The 18,054-nt window shown below is 39.2% G+C and carries 16 protein-coding genes; 10 read left to right on the top strand and 6 right to left on the bottom strand.

The window, feature by feature from the left end:
* The first annotated feature begins 24 nt into the window (after positions 1-24).
* From IAE20_RS12465 to IAE20_RS12480, 4 genes are all read left to right on the top strand, one after another.
* Complete coding sequence (locus IAE20_RS12465; RefSeq protein WP_413784498.1) at positions 25-1,176, top strand: fatty acid desaturase family protein; 1,152 nt, start codon at positions 25-27, stop codon at positions 1,174-1,176.
* Positions 1,177-1,284: 108 nt separating this feature from the next.
* Positions 1,285-2,001, top strand: coding sequence for a ribonuclease PH (rph, locus tag IAE20_RS12470; RefSeq protein WP_200461131.1), 717 nt, complete (start codon positions 1,285-1,287; stop codon positions 1,999-2,001).
* Positions 2,002-2,288: 287 nt separating this feature from the next.
* The gene (locus tag IAE20_RS12475) at positions 2,289-4,454 is read left to right on the top strand and encodes a phosphocholine-specific phospholipase C (RefSeq protein WP_200482424.1); all 2,166 of its coding nucleotides are present in this window, start codon (positions 2,289-2,291) and stop codon (positions 4,452-4,454) included.
* A 182-nt stretch (positions 4,455-4,636) separates the two neighbouring features.
* Complete coding sequence (locus tag IAE20_RS12480; protein WP_200482423.1) at positions 4,637-4,840, top strand: hypothetical protein; 204 nt, start codon at positions 4,637-4,639, stop codon at positions 4,838-4,840.
* On the opposite strand, the gene nadC is transcribed toward IAE20_RS12480, so the two are convergent.
* The gene (gene nadC / locus IAE20_RS12485) at positions 4,837-5,682 is read right to left on the bottom strand and encodes a carboxylating nicotinate-nucleotide diphosphorylase (RefSeq protein ID WP_200482422.1); all 846 of its coding nucleotides are present in this window, start codon (positions 5,680-5,682) and stop codon (positions 4,837-4,839) included. The genes IAE20_RS12480 and nadC overlap by 4 nt on opposite strands.
* Before the next feature lie 161 nt (positions 5,683-5,843).
* On the opposite strand from nadC, the gene ampD reads away from it, so the two are divergent.
* Together ampD and murJ are read left to right on the top strand one after the other, a co-directional pair.
* A complete protein-coding gene (gene ampD / locus IAE20_RS12490) occupies positions 5,844-6,440 on the top strand; it encodes a 1,6-anhydro-N-acetylmuramyl-L-alanine amidase AmpD (protein ID WP_200482421.1) in 597 nt (198 codons plus the stop codon).
* A gap of 43 nt (positions 6,441-6,483) precedes the next feature.
* Complete coding sequence (murJ, locus tag IAE20_RS12495) at positions 6,484-8,037, top strand: murein biosynthesis integral membrane protein MurJ (protein ID WP_200482420.1); 1,554 nt, start codon at positions 6,484-6,486, stop codon at positions 8,035-8,037.
* A 126-nt stretch (positions 8,038-8,163) separates the two neighbouring features.
* On the opposite strand, the gene IAE20_RS12500 is transcribed toward murJ, so the two are convergent.
* From IAE20_RS12500 to IAE20_RS12520, 5 genes are all read right to left on the bottom strand, one after another.
* On the bottom strand, positions 8,164-8,856 hold the full coding sequence (locus tag IAE20_RS12500) for an FKBP-type peptidyl-prolyl cis-trans isomerase (RefSeq protein WP_200461125.1): 693 nt from the start codon (positions 8,854-8,856) through the stop codon (positions 8,164-8,166).
* Between the two features lie 50 nt (positions 8,857-8,906).
* Entirely contained in the window at positions 8,907-9,614 is a 708-nt protein-coding gene (locus IAE20_RS12505; protein ID WP_200461124.1) for an FKBP-type peptidyl-prolyl cis-trans isomerase, read from the bottom strand.
* A gap of 196 nt (positions 9,615-9,810) precedes the next feature.
* Entirely contained in the window at positions 9,811-12,012 is a 2,202-nt protein-coding gene (locus tag IAE20_RS12510; RefSeq protein ID WP_200461123.1) for a polysaccharide biosynthesis tyrosine autokinase, read from the bottom strand.
* 20 nt (positions 12,013-12,032) lie between these two features.
* Entirely contained in the window at positions 12,033-12,461 is a 429-nt protein-coding gene (locus tag IAE20_RS12515; RefSeq protein WP_200461122.1) for a low molecular weight protein-tyrosine-phosphatase, read from the bottom strand.
* Complete coding sequence (locus IAE20_RS12520; RefSeq protein WP_200461121.1) at positions 12,461-13,564, bottom strand: polysaccharide biosynthesis/export family protein; 1,104 nt, start codon at positions 13,562-13,564, stop codon at positions 12,461-12,463. Before IAE20_RS12520 ends, IAE20_RS12515 begins: the two co-directional genes overlap by 1 nt.
* Positions 13,565-13,875: 311 nt before the next feature.
* Between IAE20_RS12520 and tviB the strand changes: the two genes are divergently transcribed.
* The 4 genes from tviB to pseF are packed head-to-tail and all read left to right on the top strand — an operon-like array spanning position 13,876 to position 18,053.
* The gene (tviB, locus tag IAE20_RS12525; protein WP_200461120.1) at positions 13,876-15,153 is read left to right on the top strand and encodes a Vi polysaccharide biosynthesis UDP-N-acetylglucosamine C-6 dehydrogenase TviB; all 1,278 of its coding nucleotides are present in this window, start codon (positions 13,876-13,878) and stop codon (positions 15,151-15,153) included.
* A gap of 44 nt (positions 15,154-15,197) precedes the next feature.
* Positions 15,198-16,196 carry a UDP-N-acetylglucosamine 4,6-dehydratase (inverting) gene (pseB, locus tag IAE20_RS12530; protein ID WP_200461119.1) on the top strand — a complete coding sequence of 333 codons (999 nt, stop codon included), beginning with the start codon at positions 15,198-15,200 and terminating at the stop codon, positions 16,194-16,196.
* A gap of 1 nt (position 16,197) precedes the next feature.
* Entirely contained in the window at positions 16,198-17,358 is a 1,161-nt protein-coding gene (gene pseC / locus IAE20_RS12535) for a UDP-4-amino-4,6-dideoxy-N-acetyl-beta-L-altrosamine transaminase (RefSeq protein WP_200461118.1), read from the top strand.
* A 2-nt stretch (positions 17,359-17,360) separates the two neighbouring features.
* Positions 17,361-18,053 carry a pseudaminic acid cytidylyltransferase gene (pseF, locus tag IAE20_RS12540; protein WP_200461117.1) on the top strand — a complete coding sequence of 231 codons (693 nt, stop codon included), beginning with the start codon at positions 17,361-17,363 and terminating at the stop codon, positions 18,051-18,053.
* Position 18,054 lies beyond the last annotated feature (1 nt).

Below are 18,054 nucleotides of genomic sequence, written 5' to 3' on the forward strand. Positions count from 1 at the left end.
TTTCAATAGATTCGGAGAAAAATAATGAATATGTCCGTAAAGTTTCCATTAAACAGTAAATCTAGTTATTTAACCCCAGAACAGGTTGAAGAGTTTGGTCGTCGTGTCGAGGAAATCCGCCGTGAGGTTATGGATAATCTGGGCGAAGCCGATGCCAAATATATCTACAAAATTCGTAACTTTGTCCGTTATAGTGAAATCGCTTCACGCGGTATGTTGATGTTTGGCGGTTGGATTCCACCTGTTTGGTTGTTAGGAACAGGTTTGTTGGGTATTTCTAAAATCGTTGAAAATATGGAACTTGGTCATAATGTCATGCACGGTCAGTTTGACTGGCTGAATGATCCAAGTTTAAATGGCGCCAATTATGACTGGGATACCATTGCAACAGGGGATGATTGGAAACATACCCATAATTACGTGCATCATACTTATACCAATATTGTGGGTAAAGATCATGATGTGGGTTATGGTTTGCTGCGTGTCAGCGAACAACAAAAATGGGAACCTCGCTTTTTATTGAATATTCCTTTAGCTGCGCAATTGATGATTTTATTTGAATGGTATGTGGGAGTCCAAAATCTACATTTGGAAGATGCCATTATTTATAAAACCAAATCGTGGAAGGAAGTTTGGAAAGATTCGGCTAAATTACGTAAAAAAGTTGTACGTCAGGTGGGTAAAGATTATATATTTTTTCCGCTGATTGCAGGGCCGAATGCGATTCCTGTATTTTTAGGTAACGTAGTCGCCAATGTGATCCGTAGTTTATGGTCATCAGCGGTGATTTTTAATGGTCACTTTACAGAAGATGCTGAGACCTTTGAAGAAGATAATACAGAGACTGAAACTCGTGCCCAATGGTATTTGCGTCAGATTCGTGGTTCGAGCAATTTTACCGGAACAGACTGGTTACATATTTTAAGTGGAAATTTAAGCCATCAAATTGAACATCACTTATTTCCAGATATGCCTGCTAATCGTTATGCTGAAGTTGCGCCAAAAATCAGAGCATTATGTGAAGAATATGGTGTTAATTATAACGAAGCCAATTTTGTTAAACAGTTCTGGAGTGTTTGGGTGCGTTTGGCTAAATGCTCATTGCCAAATGGATACACAGATCAGGTTTCAAATGCGATTCAAAAAGTAAAAAGTATCTTTGCCTTTGCCAAATAAGTGCTTTTGTAAAAAGCAGGGAATTGGGCCGAATTCGGCCCAATTTTATTGAAGGCATTTGCTATACTATGCTGCAATCTTAATTTAGCGGCAATGAAAGGATAGTTTATGCGTCTTGACCAACGAGCACTTGATCAATTACGTGATGTAAAAATTACAAGAAATTATACCCGTTATGCCGAAGGTTCGGTTCTGGTCGAATTCGGTCATACCAAGGTGTTATGTACCGCAAGCATTGATAATTCTGTACCTCGTTTTTTAAAAGGTCAGGGGCAGGGCTGGGTAACAGCAGAATACGGAATGTTACCGCGTTCTACCCATACCCGTAGTGACCGTGAAGCGGCTCGTGGCAAACAAAGTGGCCGTACGCAGGAAATTCAGCGTCTAATTGGTCGTAGTCTTCGTGCCATGGTAGATTTGAAAAAATTGGGTGAAAATACGATTACCATCGACTGTGATGTAATTCAGGCAGATGGTGGTACGCGTACCGCAGCTATTACTGGTGCAGCAGTCGCTTTGATCGATGCCATGAATGTGCTGCTAGAGAAAAAGAAAATCAAGCAAGATCCATTGAAAGGCTTGGTCGCTGCAATTTCAGTCGGCATTTATCAGGACGAAGTTTTACTGGATTTATGTTACGAAGAAGATTCAAACTGCCAAACAGATCTAAACGTGGTGATGACACAGGCAGGTGAATTTATTGAAATTCAGGGTACAGCAGAAGAAAAACCATTTACCCGTACCCAAGCCAATGCCATGCTTGAAGTTGCTGAAAAGGGAATTCAGACCCTGATTCAAAAACAGCAAGAAGCATTAGGCTGGTAAGTTATTCCAGATATTAAAACGCATCTTCGGATGCGTTTTTTTATGGCTTCATATAATCGACATCAAATCATCATGACGCTGTAATTTTCAAGCTTTTTACTAGTCTCCATTCCTAAATGGAGAGGATCATGTCTAAATTTTTCTGTTTTTTTTTGATTATCACTAGTTTCACACTTAGTGCTTGTAAGGATGATGATACATCGACCCAGCAGCCACAGCCACCAAAAAATAATTGCACCATGCACTGTGCACCATAACCATAATAAAATCATAAAAAGGATTAAAAAATGAATCGTCGTGATTTTGTACTCAATACGGCCAAGACTTTATTTGGTACAGCTGCCCTATCTAGTTTTCCCTTGAGCATTCAAAAAGCCTTGGCGATTGATGCCAAAGTCGATACAGGCAGCATTCAAGATGTCAAACATGTGGTGATTTTGACGCAGGAAAATCGTTCCTTTGATAACTATTTTGGCACCTTAAAAGGCGTCCGTGGTTTTGGTGATCGCTTTACAATTCCTTTAAGTGCAGGGCGCAAGGTCTGGGAACAGTATGATGCCAGTCAAAATAAAATTCTTCCTTATCATTTAGATAGTCGTTTGGGCAACGCTCAACGTGTGTCAGGGACACCACATTCATGGCAGGATGGTCAGGACGCGTGGAACCACGGACGCATGGGGGATTGGGTGAAATTTAAAAAAACACAATCGATGGGATATTATAAAAAACAGGAAGTTGAATTTCAGTTTGCCTTGGCCAATGCGTTTACGGTGTGTGATGCTTACCACTGTGCCATGCATGCAGGAACCAACCCCAATCGACAATTTATCTGGACAGGAACAAATGGCCCAGCAGCAGGTGTTGCCAGTGTAGTTAATGAGTTTGATGGACTAGGTGCATCCTCAAGTGGTTATGAGTGGACAACTTATCCGGAACGTTTACAACAAGCGGGGGTTAGCTGGAAAGTTTATCAAAATATGCCAGATAACTTCACGGATAACCCACTGGCAGGTTTTAAGCAATATCGCCGTGCAAATGAATTATCAGGTCAACCTGTCAGCCATGATGATCTCGTCAGCCCTGCCTACGATGAAAAAGTTGATGCAACACAACCTTTATATAAAGGTATTGCCAATACTATGCCTGATGGTGGTTTTTTAGGAACATTCAAACAAGATATTCGCACAGGGAAATTGCCTCAAGTCAGCTGGATTGTAGCGCCCGCAACTTATAGTGAACATCCAGGGCCATCTAGTCCGGTACAAGGCGCATGGTATATACAGGAAGTATTAAATGCGCTAACAGACAATCCTGAGATTTGGTCACAAACAGTTTTATTGATTAATTTTGATGAAAATGATGGTTTCTTTGATCATGTACCCTCACCAAGTGCGCCATCTAAAGATGACAATGGAAAAACTTATGGTAAAACCACTTTGCCCGATGAAGCATTGGCACCAGAATATTTCACTCATCCTGCAGTAGCGACAGCAACATCGCAACCTCAGCCAGATGGTCGAGTTTATGGTCCAGGAATTCGTGTACCAATGTATGTGATTTCACCGTGGAGTCGTGGTGGTTGGGTCAATTCACAGGTATTTGATCATACTTCAGTTATTCAGTTCCTTGAACAGCGTTTTGGAGTAAATGAACCGAATATTAGCGCATATCGTCGTGCAGTTTGTGGTGATTTGATGACAGCCTTTGATTTTAAAACTCCAAATATCACGCAGCTTACTGAACTTGAGGGTAAAAAAGCAAAAGCGGAAGCGGATGCTATTCGTTTAGCTCAGTCCTTATTACCGCAGGTGACCGTTCCGAACCAGCAGGCTTTTCCCCAGCAGGATATGGGAATTCGTCCATCAAGGGCCTTGCCGTATATTTTGCATACCAGTGCCAAGGTCAATCTATCGGGACAAAGTGTACAACTTTTATTCGCCAATACTGGGAAACAGGCCGCGGTATTTCATGTGTATGATCGCTTAAATCTGGAGGCCATTCCACGTCGTTATATGGTCGAAGCAGGCAAGCAATTACAGGATGAGTGGAATACGCAGCAAGGTGCGTATGATCTCTGGGTGTTAGGGCCTAATGGATTTCATCGCGCATTCGTAGGTAATCTGAATCAAAGTCTACAACAGCAAGCCTTACCAGAAATTAGGATCTGCGTCGAAGACTGTGAAGCCAAATTATTTTTAAAAGTTCGTCATGACGGACAATCAAGTTGTAAGCTAAGGGTTAAAGCCAATGCTTATCTGCCCAATCAGCAATGGTCGATTGAAACAGCAAGTTCAGAAAAAGAATTAGCTTGGGACATGACTGAATTTGGAGGTTGGTATGATTTCACTGTCTATATGGAGTCTGATCTAAGTTTCAGTCGACGGTTTGCAGGTCGTATTGAAACCCCAAAAGATTCAATTTCTGATCCATATATGGGCTATATTGAAAATTAATTGCATTAAAATCTAATGCAGAAAAAGGATGTCATCAGACATCCTTTTTACAAAAACGCCAACGATTTCACAAACGATAACTTTTTACATCTAGCTTAAAACAAAGCCTGCTCAAGTTTGTCATGATTAAATTTTAAAGTTGCAAATAATTTTATAGTTTTATGAGATATGGGAAAATCAATATGCTACAAGGTTTTATTGTACTGTTTGCGATTATTACATTTACGATTATGGCTTGTGATCCACGCCCCAATGAAACATCACGTAATCAATCTGCATGGCAAGCTCAGACCAAAACCTCAGAAGTCTTGATCCAGCCTGAGCATGCTACGAAGATAGAAAATCTAACGACAAAAACACAAAAGATTGAAACTGAGCAAACCTAAGCATTAAACCGCATAGAAAGATCAACGGCGGTAACATCTTTGGTGAGTACACCCATCGAAATATAATCTACTCCTGTGCTCGCAACTTCACGCAGATTATCCAAAGTGATATTACCAGAAGCTTCCAGTTTACAACGCCCAGCGACGTGTTTAACGGCATCGATCATTTGTTGTTGGCTGAAATTATCCAGCATGACAATATCCGCGCCAGCTTCAAGTGCCTGATTGAGTTCATCCCAAGTTTCAACTTCAACTTCAACAGGTTTATTGGGTGCGATGTGATGCGCTTGAGCAATGGCTTGGGCAATACCCCCTGCGGCCATAATATGATTTTCTTTAATGAGAAATGCATCAAATAGACCTAAACGATGGTTTTGACCGCCGCCAATCGCCACAGCATATTTCTGGGCTATGCGTAGACCCGGTAAGGTTTTACGCGTATCCAATAGCTTAGTCTCGGTGCCTTGTAGCTGTTTTACATAATGAGCCGCCTTGGTAGCAACCGCAGATAAAGTCTGAACAAAATTCAAAGCAGGGCGCTCAACCGTTAATAGACTACGCGCTGAACCTGTCAATTTTAAAAAAGCTTCACCTGCACCAACAGATTCACCGTCTTGTTTTAACCAGATAATTTCTACGCTAGGATCGTATTGGGAAATCAATGCATCGACCCATGGACGACCAGCTAGAATCATATCTTCACGGCTAATAATAGTTGCTGTCGCGTGTTCATTTTCCGGAGTCAATAAAGCAGTAATATCACCATCACCAATATCTTCAGCCAGTGCTTGTTGTACGTTAATTTGAATCGATTGTTCTAGCAAAGATTGAGGAATGCTCATACTTTATACTCAGTATTAACCCAGAAAATTGAGCAATATATTAGCATTGTCCCTGTAAAAATTCACAAACGATTGTCATAAATATGCCTTATGAACAGTTTTAATTTTTTAGGACTCGATTAAACTAAGATTATTCAAAAATACATCGGATCATTCTAACTATGTCATTGAGCACGACCTATCGAGTGGAAAAAGGGCAGTTGATTGGTGCCAGACAGATTGCTTCTCCAAATTATAATCAACGCCCTGAATCCGTAGAAATTCAACTGATCGTGGTACATAACATTAGTTTGCCACCATCGCAGTTTGGCGGCGGATATATTGAACAGTTTTTCCAAAATCAATTAGATTGGTCACTTCATCCTTATTTTCAAAGCATTGAGGGCATGCAGGTGTCTGCACATCTCCTGATTTTAAGAACAGGGGAAGTGATTCAGTTTGTCAATTTTTATAATCGGGCATGGCATGCTGGACGTTCTAGTTATCTGGCACAGGTCAAATGTAATGATTATTCGATAGGCATCGAGCTTGAAGGGAGTGATGATTTACCTTTTGAAGAGGTTCAGTACCAAGCGCTAGTTGAGGTTACCGCCGTATTGCAAGCCAGTTATCCTAAAATTCAGCAGCATATTGCGGGGCATTCAGATATCGCGCGTGGTCGTAAGACTGATCCGGGACCTTTTTTTCAATGGATTTACTTCCGAAAATTATTAAATGAAAAAAATATCCATACCAGACATCATTTCACAACGAAATAATTTTTTACTTTCATTACAATATCGGCTTTGTATTTAGCCGTGGGTGGATGCGATGGCATTATGGCGATCAACCTTTATTGTCAGTGCAATGACAATGTTGTCCCGTATATTGGGGCTGGTTCGGGACATGGTCTTGCTCAATGTATTTGGTGCAGGTAAAGATTTCGATACCTTTGTGGTTGCCTTTCGTATTCCTAATTTTTTTCGGCGACTCTTTGCTGAAGGCGCGTTTTCACAGGCTTTTATTCCTGTCCTGACAGAATATAAAACAGGCCGAGCTCATGCTGAAGTTCAGATTTTAATTAGCCGTGTATTCGGCTGTTTACTTCTGATCATGAGTTTATTGACTTTAGTGGCGATGATCATCGCTCCTGTCATCATTTATGCCTATGCCCCTGGTTTTCATAATGATCCTGAGAAATTTGATCAGGCTGTTGGTATGTTTCGTCTGACGATTCCTTATTTAATGTTTATGTCGTTGACGGCTTTTGCCAGTAGCATTTTAAATAGCTATGGTTCTTTTGCTTCACCCGCTTTTTCTCCAGTGTTACTAAATGTCGCGATGATTGCTGGAGCGTGGTGGCTGACTCCCTATATGCAGCAACCGATTATGGCTTTAGGCTGGGCTGTGCTGGGCGCTGGGATTCTACAGCTTGCCATTCAGATCCCTGAACTATGGCGGAAAAAACTGCTCATTCCACCAAGAATTGATTTTAAACATGAAGGGGTTGAGCGCATCATGAAATTGATGCTGCCTGCATTATTTGGGGTCTCAGTCACTCAGATCAATTTATTACTCAATACCATCTGGGCTTCATTTATGCAGGATGGTTCCGTGTCATGGTTATATAGTGCTGAGCGAATGACCGAGCTTCCTTTGGGTCTCATTGGGGTGGCCATTGGCACAGTGATTTTACCATCACTTTCGACGCGACACGCTGAACAGGATCAAGCTAAATTCCGAGGCATGCTGGATTGGGCTGCACGTGTGATTGTTTTGGTTGGATTGCCTGCCAGTATTGCGCTATTTATGTTATCAACACCGATTATTCAGGCGCTGTTCCAGCGTGGTGAGTTTGATCTTCGTGATACCCAGATGACGGCCTTGGCATTACAATGCATGAGCGGTGGCGTAATTGCTTTTATGCTTATCAAGGTCTTTGCTCCAGGATTTTATGCGCAGCAGGATACAAGAACTCCAGTACGTGTGGGATTGATGGCGGTCGCAGCTAACGCTATTTTAAACGTGGTACTGATTGGCTTTTTTAAACTGATCAATTGGCATGCAGAGCATATGGCATTGGCATTGGCTTCATCTGGCTCAGCGCTAGTGAATGCAGGTTTGCTCTATTTCTACTTGCATAAACGCAATATTTTTAAATTTGGTGGGCATTGGAAGAAACTCGCAATTCAATATGCAATTGCTAACATTGCCATGATTGCTGCGTTATGGTTTGGCTTACATTGGTATGATGGTCAATCTTCACAGTGGATGCGAATCATAGAAGTGGCGGCCTTATGTATTTTGGGTGTAGTCGCCTATGCTGTTACGCTGTTAGCGACAGGATTTAGACCGCGTCATTTACGTCATGATTAATAGATATTCCCTGCATTATCATTGGCATTTTCGCTGTAAATAGATCATCACGGTGTAAAAAAGCACAGCCTTTAAAAAAAAGGAGCTGTGCTTTTAAATTAAAAATGAATCGATCTTTATCAATTTTTAATTAGGCGTCACTTGTAAGAGTTCAATATCAAAAATTAAAACACTATTAGGGCCAATCGCATCACCTGAACCGACATCGCCATAAGCCAGATTAGCTGGAATAAAGAAGCGGGTTTTACCACCTTCCTTCATGGTTTGTACACCTTCTGTCCAGCCAGGAATCACTTGACTAAGTTGGAACTCAACAGGGTGGTTACGTGCAATTGAGCTATCAAATACAGTGCCGTCTAATAAACGACCTTCATAATTCACTTTAACTTTTGAATTTGCCTTCGGCGATTTACCTGTACCTGCCTGTAAAACTTGATACTGTAGACCTGATTTGGTAGTAATTACGCCAGATTTTTTGCCATTCTCAGCTAAAAAAGCTTGTCCGTTTTTCTGATTTTCTTGAGCTAATTTTTGAAACTCGATCAGTTGTTTCGATTCAACCTGTTTCTTATATTGGCTCAAAGCTTTAGCCATATCCTCATCACTTAAAGAGGATGCCTTACCTGTAGAGCCTTCTTTCAATCCCTGAATAAAGGTATCTAAATTTAAATCTTTTAGCGTATCAGCATTGGTACGTCCCATCACATAACCGTAACTATAACCCAATTGATCTTTCTGCGGGCTTTGAGAAGTGACAGGCGCTGCAAAACTAAGGCCCGTCATGCCAAGTAATACGAGTGTTAAACTGATTTTTTTCATTGTGCTTCCTAAAATAAAAGAGGAGAGTATTAACTCTCCTTCCTCATGAATTATTTAACTTCTAACAGTTCTACATCAAAAATTAAAGTGCTGTTTGGTGGGATCATACCAGGCACACCTTGTTCACCATAAGCCAATTGTGATGGAATATAGAATGTTGCCTTGCCGCCTTCTTTCAGCAGTTGTAGACCTTCTGTCCAGCCAGGAATCACTTTATTTAATGGGAACTCAACCGGTTCACCACGATCGTAAGAGCTATCAAACACTTTACCGTCAGTGAGTTGGCCTTTGTAATGAACTTTTACGACAGAAGTAGCAGTCGGTTGTTTACCTGTACCTTCTTTAATAATTTTATACTGTAAGCCTGAAGCAGTGGTTTTAACCCCTTCTTTATGGGCATTTTCAGTTAAAAAGTTAGCATTGGATGATTCAGTTTTCTTTGCATCTTCCAATTGCTTTTGTTGCATTTGTTGTTGGAACTCTACATATGCAGCTTGAAGTTCTTGTTCAGTATAAGCTGCAGGCTTTTTGTCATGCCCATCGCGAATACCACTCACAAATGCGTTAACATCAAGTTCTGGGGGAGTTTGGTGGGCAACTTCATAACCCAGTGCATAGCTGATTTTTTTTACAGGCGAGGCATTCTTGTCTGCCTTTGAACCAACCTCTGCCACTGGATGTTGAGATGCATAGTAAACGGGAATAAGTGCAGCACCGCCTAAAATTACAGCGACAGCAATGGGTAAGGCTTTACTCATGAGTGTTCCAGAAATGTTGTTTATTTAACCAAATATCAATCGCCTGCAATCTTAGCATGGCTATCTTAAGCATAGACTGTTTAATAAAAAAAATAACAGGATTTTTATCTATTTTCACATCAATCTTTAATTCGCTCGTAAAAAAGTCGAACCTAATGGTTCGACTTCATAATAAAGATTGCAACTGTGCGATTAATTAATCATCTTTTGCAGCTTTATAGGCATAAGCATAGTTATACCCATAACTGCCGCTCGCAGAACGCTGAATATCATTGAGAATAAAGCCATTCACTTTTACGCCAGCTTGTTCGAAACGATTGAGGGCTAATTCAAGCTCTTTCATTTGAGTTTTGGCATGACGAGCAACAATCAAATTTACACCTGTATATTGCGAAATAATAATACCATCTGTAACCGCAAGAACGGGTGGGGTATCCAAAATAATATGATCATATTGCTGAGAAAGCTCTTGCAATAAAGTCTGGAACTTTTGAGAACTTAATAACTCAGATGGATTCGATGGGCTTTTACCGCGACTCATAAAGTTTAAATTTGCCACTTCAGTTGAATGAATCACTTGTGCTGATGAAGCCTGATCCGTTAATAATTCAGTAAGACCTGGCTGAGTTCCCATATTGAAATATTTATGTAAATAGCCACGACGTAAATCAGCATCAATCAACAATACACGTTTATCGCCTTGCGCAAAAATAGTGGCCAAGTTGGTGGAAATAAAAGATTTACCAACTTCTGGCGCAGGGCCACTGATCATAATGATATTATTTTTGGCACCTGAAAGAGCGAAATGAATCGCAGTACGAATACTACGTAAACTTTCAATAGCAATATCATCACTATGTTTTACAGCCAAGATAGGAATATTCTTTTTCTTCTTCAATACGGCCAAACGATTTTCCTGAATAGGAGAACGGGGTACAGTGGCATATACTGGAAGTTCCAGTTCATTTTCAATTTGAGAAGAATCTTTAATTCCTGTACGCAACATATTACGGGCTAAAGCAACTAATACTCCGATAAAACCACCCATAAAAATAGATAGGATAAGCACGATTAACTTCCGTGGTTTAATCGGTTTAACTGGTTCTATAGCGGTATCGACAATACGAACATTACCAATTTCACCAGCCTTTGCAATATTTAAAGTTTGATAGGTGTTCAAAAGGCTTGTATAAAGTTGTTGCTTAACTTCAACATCTCGATAATATTGCAAATACTGACGTTGAACATCTGGCAGCCGTTTCAATGTACCATTTAGTTCATTAATTTTCTTAGTCACAGCTCCAAGTTGCGCATTTATTTCCTGCATCATTGGGTGTTGTTCAGTATATTTGGCTGCAAGTTCTGCTTGCTTTTGCTGGAGCTCAAGTTTTTGAGTTTCAAGCTGAATACTCTGGGTGAGATAAAGCTCAGATTCTTTAGTCACATCCACCGTATTATAACGTTGTCTAAAGACGTTAAATTGACGCTCAGCTTGGTCTAACTCCTGTTTTAATTCAGGAAGTTGTTTATCTAGAAACTTAAGTGTTTGCTCTTTTTCAGCGGTGCCACGTTCAATATTTTGCTGTTTATAGGTCTGTAAGATCACATTGAGAACTTGGGTGATATGCAGTTTATCTGTACCTTGATAATTTAAACCAATGACCCCTGTCATTTTTCCCTTTTCAACTGCTGCATAATTATCAAGTAAACCATTTACTGCTGTGGTAATTGCCTGTTTGGTTAAAATATAAGGCTCGTTGATTTTATCTTTGGCATCAATTTTAATTTTCCAGAGGCCATCAACTGAAGAAATGGTATTGAGCTGATTGAGTTTACCTTTTGCAACTACTTCATCAGTTTCTAAATCTGTTAAAGAAAAAGAAGAATCTTTAAACTCTAAAAGCAACGATTTGTCCAAATAGCTTTGAGGAACATCAAATTGCTGAATATTAAAACCAATGAGTTGATCTTTAACAATGACACCCTGGCGAGAATACTGGGTTTCAAATTCGCTTGGAGTAATTAAGCGTTTAAACAAAGAGTTATTTTTAGGTTGAATTTGAATATCAAGATTTAAGTCTTGTATCGTTGTTCCTAACACTAACCGAGATTTCAAAATTTCAATTTCTGCTTGGGCAACTTGTTGCCCACCAAGTCCAGAAGACCCCATAATATTTGAGAGTTCCTGACCTAATAGCGCAGCCGATGCTCCCTTTTGTGTTTCCACTTGAACCAGCGCGTCTACTGAATAAGTATTTGGCGTTACACGTAAATAAAGTAAAGCGCAAATTAAACTTAAAATAATGTAAAGCGCAATAATTTTCCATTGTGCAATTAAAGAGAAAAATAGCTCTTTTAAATCAATGGTATCTTCAGTTTTTGTTGGATTTTGACTCATGGGTATGCAACTACTTAAAATTAAATATGTGATTTCCAGTCAGACACGTAAGCCTGAATATTACGGCAGGTTTCATCAAAGAATGCCTGATCATGTTGATATGGATCAGGCACATTTTTATGTTGCCAATGTCCGAGTCGAAACACTTTCCCTTTTGCAAAAGGCCAAGTTTGTTCTAAATGCTTTTGTTGATTTAAGCTCATGACTAAAATCAAATCTGCTTTTTTTATTAAATCACTATTGAGTTTACGTGCTATATGTGGACGCATATCAATCTGTAACGAGTCCATACATAGTAGAGCTTTTTCATCAGCCTCTTCACCCACCAGACCAGAAATACCTGCTGACTCAATATTTAAATGTGGATATTGATGTTTTAAAAAATATTCTGCCATTGGGCTACGACAAATATTTCCTACACAAACCACTAAAATATTTTGTATCTGCATTACTGCCCCAATCTATCGGTGGTATAAATCAGATTTGAGAATGGAATAATCTGGTTAACGATACGTTGCCAACGAGTCAAGCCAGTCGCATCAATATAGACAATATCATTCTTTTTCATTTGAAACTGATTGGCTAGACCAAAGTCACCCAAGCTCAGTAAGTTTAAATGATAAAGTTGTGTTTGATGGGTCTTGATGTTACTTCTAAGTACGTAAATACGACTTGCACTTGCGGATGTTGGATTGATACCTAAACTCTCACCTAAAACATCACTTAAGTTCATACCTTGATTACGCATTTCCAAGGCCTGGTTTTTGCCAGCTTCGCCCATCACGTAGATTTTCTGGTTTTCACGTGAATTTACATAAAGAGTATCGTTGGGCTGTATGAGCAGTTTATGCAGTGAATAACCCTGTTTTTCCAGCGCAATACTATTTAAATCATAGGTCGTGCCATTACGAATCAATTGGATAGAGGTGTCATCTCCTTTATCGGTCACGCCACCCGCTAAACCAAGGGCGGTATATACACTGACAGGTTGATCACTTAGAAAAAACTGCCCGCCTTTAGTCACACTTCCCTGAACAGAATAACGTTTACCTTCATAAGATAATACTCGCACCACCACATCAGGATTTTTTAAGTACTGCCCTAAACGGTTACGCAATTCTCTATTGATTTGAGCGAGCGTTTTTCCAGACGCTTTGTAGCGTCCTACTAAAGGAAACTGGATATAGCCTTCCTGATCGATTGGATAGCCATAGGCCTGTACAGATTGATCATTTGAAATGGAAGTCGTCGGTGGTGCAATCTCAGGATAATTCCACAACTGAATGGATAACACATCGCCGGCACTGAGTGTATAAATAGAACTGTGTCGTTTAAAAAGAGACGTTAAACTGCCAGCAGGTAAAGCATTTGCTGTTGATTGTATTATTGGCAAATTATTAGCAGTGATCTTAATGACATCAACGGATGTGCCGAGATCGGTTTGAAAAGAGCCTTCTTCGGGCACGTCATAAGTTTGAAAACCGGAGGTTACAGCACAACCTGTACCATTTATACATAAGGCAAGAATTAAAATATTTTGGTAATGCTTCACACGAGACCCTGTATTTGTTTAGTTTAGCGCTAACTCAGCTAACTTTAAGTCATTTTAATAAAATAGCGCAATCTTACAGCAAAAGAAATCGAAAAGCATGTAAAAATCACCGTCTTTCACTTGCGTTTAGTAGCTTAAGCATTAAGGTATCGTAAAGATATGTAGGTGTTCATTTACAGAACCAAAATGGAAAAAATAAAATAGATTTTTCTGGTATAGTACGCAACGGTTTATATTGGTATTGCTTTAAGCCTTTTGCTATATAAACTGAAAAAAACATTTTTATAGAAAATCAGCTGAAGGCGAATGTTATGTTTCAAATTGCTGACATTAAAATTGCAATCGTTGGCTTAGGGTATGTAGGATTGCCTTTAGCTGTTGAATTCGCTAAAAATGTGTCTGTAGTCGGTTTCGATATTTCTGAGAAAAGAATTGATGAGTTGAGGCAAGGGTTAGATCAGACCTTGGAGCTTTCAGCAAGTGAATTGTCTCAAGCTAAAAAGCTTCAGTTTAGTTCAAATACAAGTGCATTGACGGACTGTAACTTTTTTATTGTCACTGTTCCGACCCCAATTGATGATTTTAAACAGCCCGATTTAACGCCTTTAATTAAGTCTTCTGAAACGATTGGCCTAACCTTAAAAAAAGGTGATATTGTGGTTTATGAATCCACAGTTTATCCAGGAGCAACGGAAGAGGTTTGTATCCCTGTTTTAGAAAAAATCTCAGGTTTAAAATTTAATCAGGATTTTTTTGTGGGTTATAGTCCTGAGCGAATTAATCCGGGCGATAAGCAACGACGTGTGACCAATATATTGAAAATTACGTCGGGATCAACGCCTGAAGTTGCCGAATATATTGACCAGGTTTATAAATTGATTATTGAAGCTGGGACTTATAAAGCACCAAGTATTAAAGTTGCTGAGGCTGCTAAAGTGATTGAAAACACTCAGCGCGATGTCAATATTGCTTTAATTAATGAGTTGGCTCTTATTTTTAATAAATTAGACATTGATACAGAAGAAGTACTTAATGCGGCTGGAACCAAATGGAACTTCTTACCATTTCGCCCAGGTTTAGTTGGTGGTCACTGTATCGGTGTAGATCCTTATTATTTAACCCATAAGGCCCAGTCTATTGGACTTCATCCTGAAATTATACTCGCAGCCCGTCGTTTAAATGATCGTATGGGTGAGTATGTGGCGACTCAGCTTATTAAAGAAATGGTCAAACAACGTATACAAGTTGTGGGTTCAAAAATTCTAATCATGGGCCTTAGTTTTAAAGAAAATTGCCCTGATATTCGCAATACAAAAATTGTAGATATGGTTAAAGCTTTAAAAGAATACGATCTGGATTTAGATATTTATGACCCATGGGTCGATGATACAGAAGTCCAACATGAATATGGTCTAGCACCGATTAAAGAATTACAACAGGGTCTGTATGATGCCATCGTGATTGCAGTAGCGCATGATCAATTTAAAAAAATGACTGTTGATGAGTTCCATGCTTTAGGTAAAGAAAAGCATGTACTTTATGATTTGAAATATGTTTTGGGTAAAGCAGAGACTAATATTAGACTTTGATTTTATTAAAATTACGAATTTAATTTGTTTAAAAAGAGGAAGAGATGTTACAAGGCTCAACAATATTGGTAACAGGCGGAACGGGTTCTTTTGGTAATACTTTTGTTCCAATGACTTTGGAAAAATATAATCCTAAAAAAATAATTATTTTTTCTCGTGATGAAATGAAACAATGGGAAATGGCGAAAAAATTTAAAGATGATAAAAGAGTCCGCTTTTTCATTGGTGATGTAAGAGACAAAGAGCGTTTATATCGTGCTTTAGATGGCGTTGATTATGTTGTTCATGCTGCTGCAACAAAAATTGTGCCTACAGCAGAATATAATCCATTTGAATGTATTAAAACCAACATCAATGGTGCAATGAATCTTATTGATGCATGTATTGATAAAAAGGTGAAAGGTGTGGTTGCATTATCAACAGATAAGGCAAGTAGTCCGATCAATTTATACGGCGCGACTAAACTAGCTTCTGATAAGTTATTTGTGGCTGGTAATGCATATTCAGGCGAACATGGCACGAAATTTTCAGTTGTTCGTTATGGTAATGTAATGGGATCTCGTGGTTCAGTTATTCCGTTTTTTATGTCAATTAAAGACAAAGGTGTGTTGCCAATTACAGATGATCGTATGACACGTTTTATGATCTCATTGGAGCAAGGTGTAGAGCTGGTTTGGCATGCATTTGAAGACATGGTGGGTGGCGAAATTTATGTGAAAAAAATTCCATCGATGAAGGTAACAGATCTCGCTACAGTAGTTGCTCCTGAGGCTAAACAAGAAGTCGTTGGTATTCGCCCAGGTGAAAAACTTCATGAGCAAATGATTAGTGTCGAAGATGCATACTATACATATGAGTATTCAGAGCATTACAAAATTTTACCAGTAATTAACGACTGGGCTGAAACAGCCGAACGTATTAAAGATGGTAAACGAGTTCCAGAAGGTTTTCACTATTCTAGCGACAACAATACTGAATGGATGAGTCCAGAAGACTTACAAACTTGGTTAACTCAAAACGCTGAGAAAGTAGGAAATATCTAAAATGTTCATCCCATATGGCAAACAAAATATAAATCAGGCAGATATTGATGCAGTTATTCAGGTTCTTCAATCTGACTTTTTGACACAAGGACCGCAAGTTCCATTGTTTGAAAAATCAGTTGCAGAGCTGGTAGAGGCTAAATATGCCTTTGCTATGAATAGTGCGACATCAGCTTTACATGTAGCTTGTTTGGCATTGGGATTGAAAAAAGGAGATGTTCTTTGGACGTCTCCTATTACCTTTGTTGCATCATCAAATTGTGCTTTATATTGTGGAGCTGATGTTGATTTTGTTGATATTGATCCAGATACATATAACCTTTCGGTTGACGCTTTAAGAGTAAAGCTAGAGGTTGCAAAACAAAATAATAAATTACCGAAGATTGTCGTGCCTGTACATTTATGTGGGCAGTCATGTGATATGGAAAGGATTCATGCGCTTTCACAAGAGTATGGGTTTAGCATTATTGAAGATGCATCTCATGCAATTGGTGGCAAATATAAAGAAAATTATATTGGTTCTAATCAGTATTCTGATATTACGATTTTCAGCTTCCATCCTGTCAAAATTATTACGACTGCTGAAGGTGGAATGGCGCTTACTAATAATGAAGAGTTAGCCAAGAAAATTGATTTATTACGTAGTCATGGTGTAACTCGTAATCCAGAGTTTATGATTAAACCTTCAGAAGGTCCTTGGTATTACCAGCAGGTAGAGTTGGGTTATAACTACCGTATGACCGAGTTACAAGCAGCTCTGGGCGTTACTCAATTGACACGTCTAGAAGCTTTTGTGGCTAAACGACATGAAATTTCAAAAAAATATAATGAATTATTAAAAGATTTACCCTTAATTACACCTTATCAATTGCCAGAAACATACTCTGGATTACATTTATATGTTATCCGTTTAAAACTTAATGAGTTGAGCAAAGGACGTAAAGAAATCTTTGAAACGTTGCGAGAGAAAGGTATTGGTGTCAACGTACATTATATCCCAGTACATACTCAACCTTATTATGAGCAGCTTGGTTTTAAGCAAGGGGACTTCCCTGAAGCTGAGGCTTATTACGAAGCAGCTATTAGCTTACCAATGTTCCCTGATTTGACTGATGAGCAAATTCAGTATGTCTACCAAGCACTTAAAGAGGTGTTGGTATAACAATGCGATTGGCGGTTATTCCTGCACGAGGTGGAAGCAAAAGAATCCCTCGTAAAAACATAAAAGACTTCTATGGTAAGCCCATGATTGCATGGTCGATAGAAGCTGCACTTAAAAGTGAATGTTTTGATGAGGTTTGGGTTTCGACCGATGATCAAGAAATTGCAGATATTGCAATAAGTTTTGGAGCAAAAGTTCCATTTATGCGACCGGCTCATTTGTCTGATGATTATTCAACTACAGCAGATGTTATGCAACACGCAACACAAGCTTTTACTCGATTGCAGGGACAATCGCCTGATTATGTTTGCTGTTTATATGCAACAGCACCATTTGTACAGATTGATGATCTTAGAGCTGGGTTACAGTTATTGAAGGATTGCCCTATAGATTATGCATTTAGTGCTACAACCTTTGCTTTTCCAATTCAAAGAGCAATTAAACTGAATCAGGCGGGTAACGTGGAAATGTTCCAGCCAGAAAACTTTAATAAGCGCTCTCAAGACTTAGAAGAAGCATGGCATGATGCTGGGCAGTTTTATTGGGGAACAGCACAGGCATGGTTAGAAAAATCAGTAATTTTCTCAAATAAATCACGAATTGTAGAGCTTCCTAGAACACGTGTGCAGGATATTGATACTTTGGAAGACTGGCATCGTGCAGAGTTGATGGCACAATTACTCTTAAATGTATAAC

It is taken from the genome of Acinetobacter sp. S54 (assembly GCF_016624945.1).
Taxonomy (GTDB): domain Bacteria; phylum Pseudomonadota; class Gammaproteobacteria; order Pseudomonadales; family Moraxellaceae; genus Acinetobacter.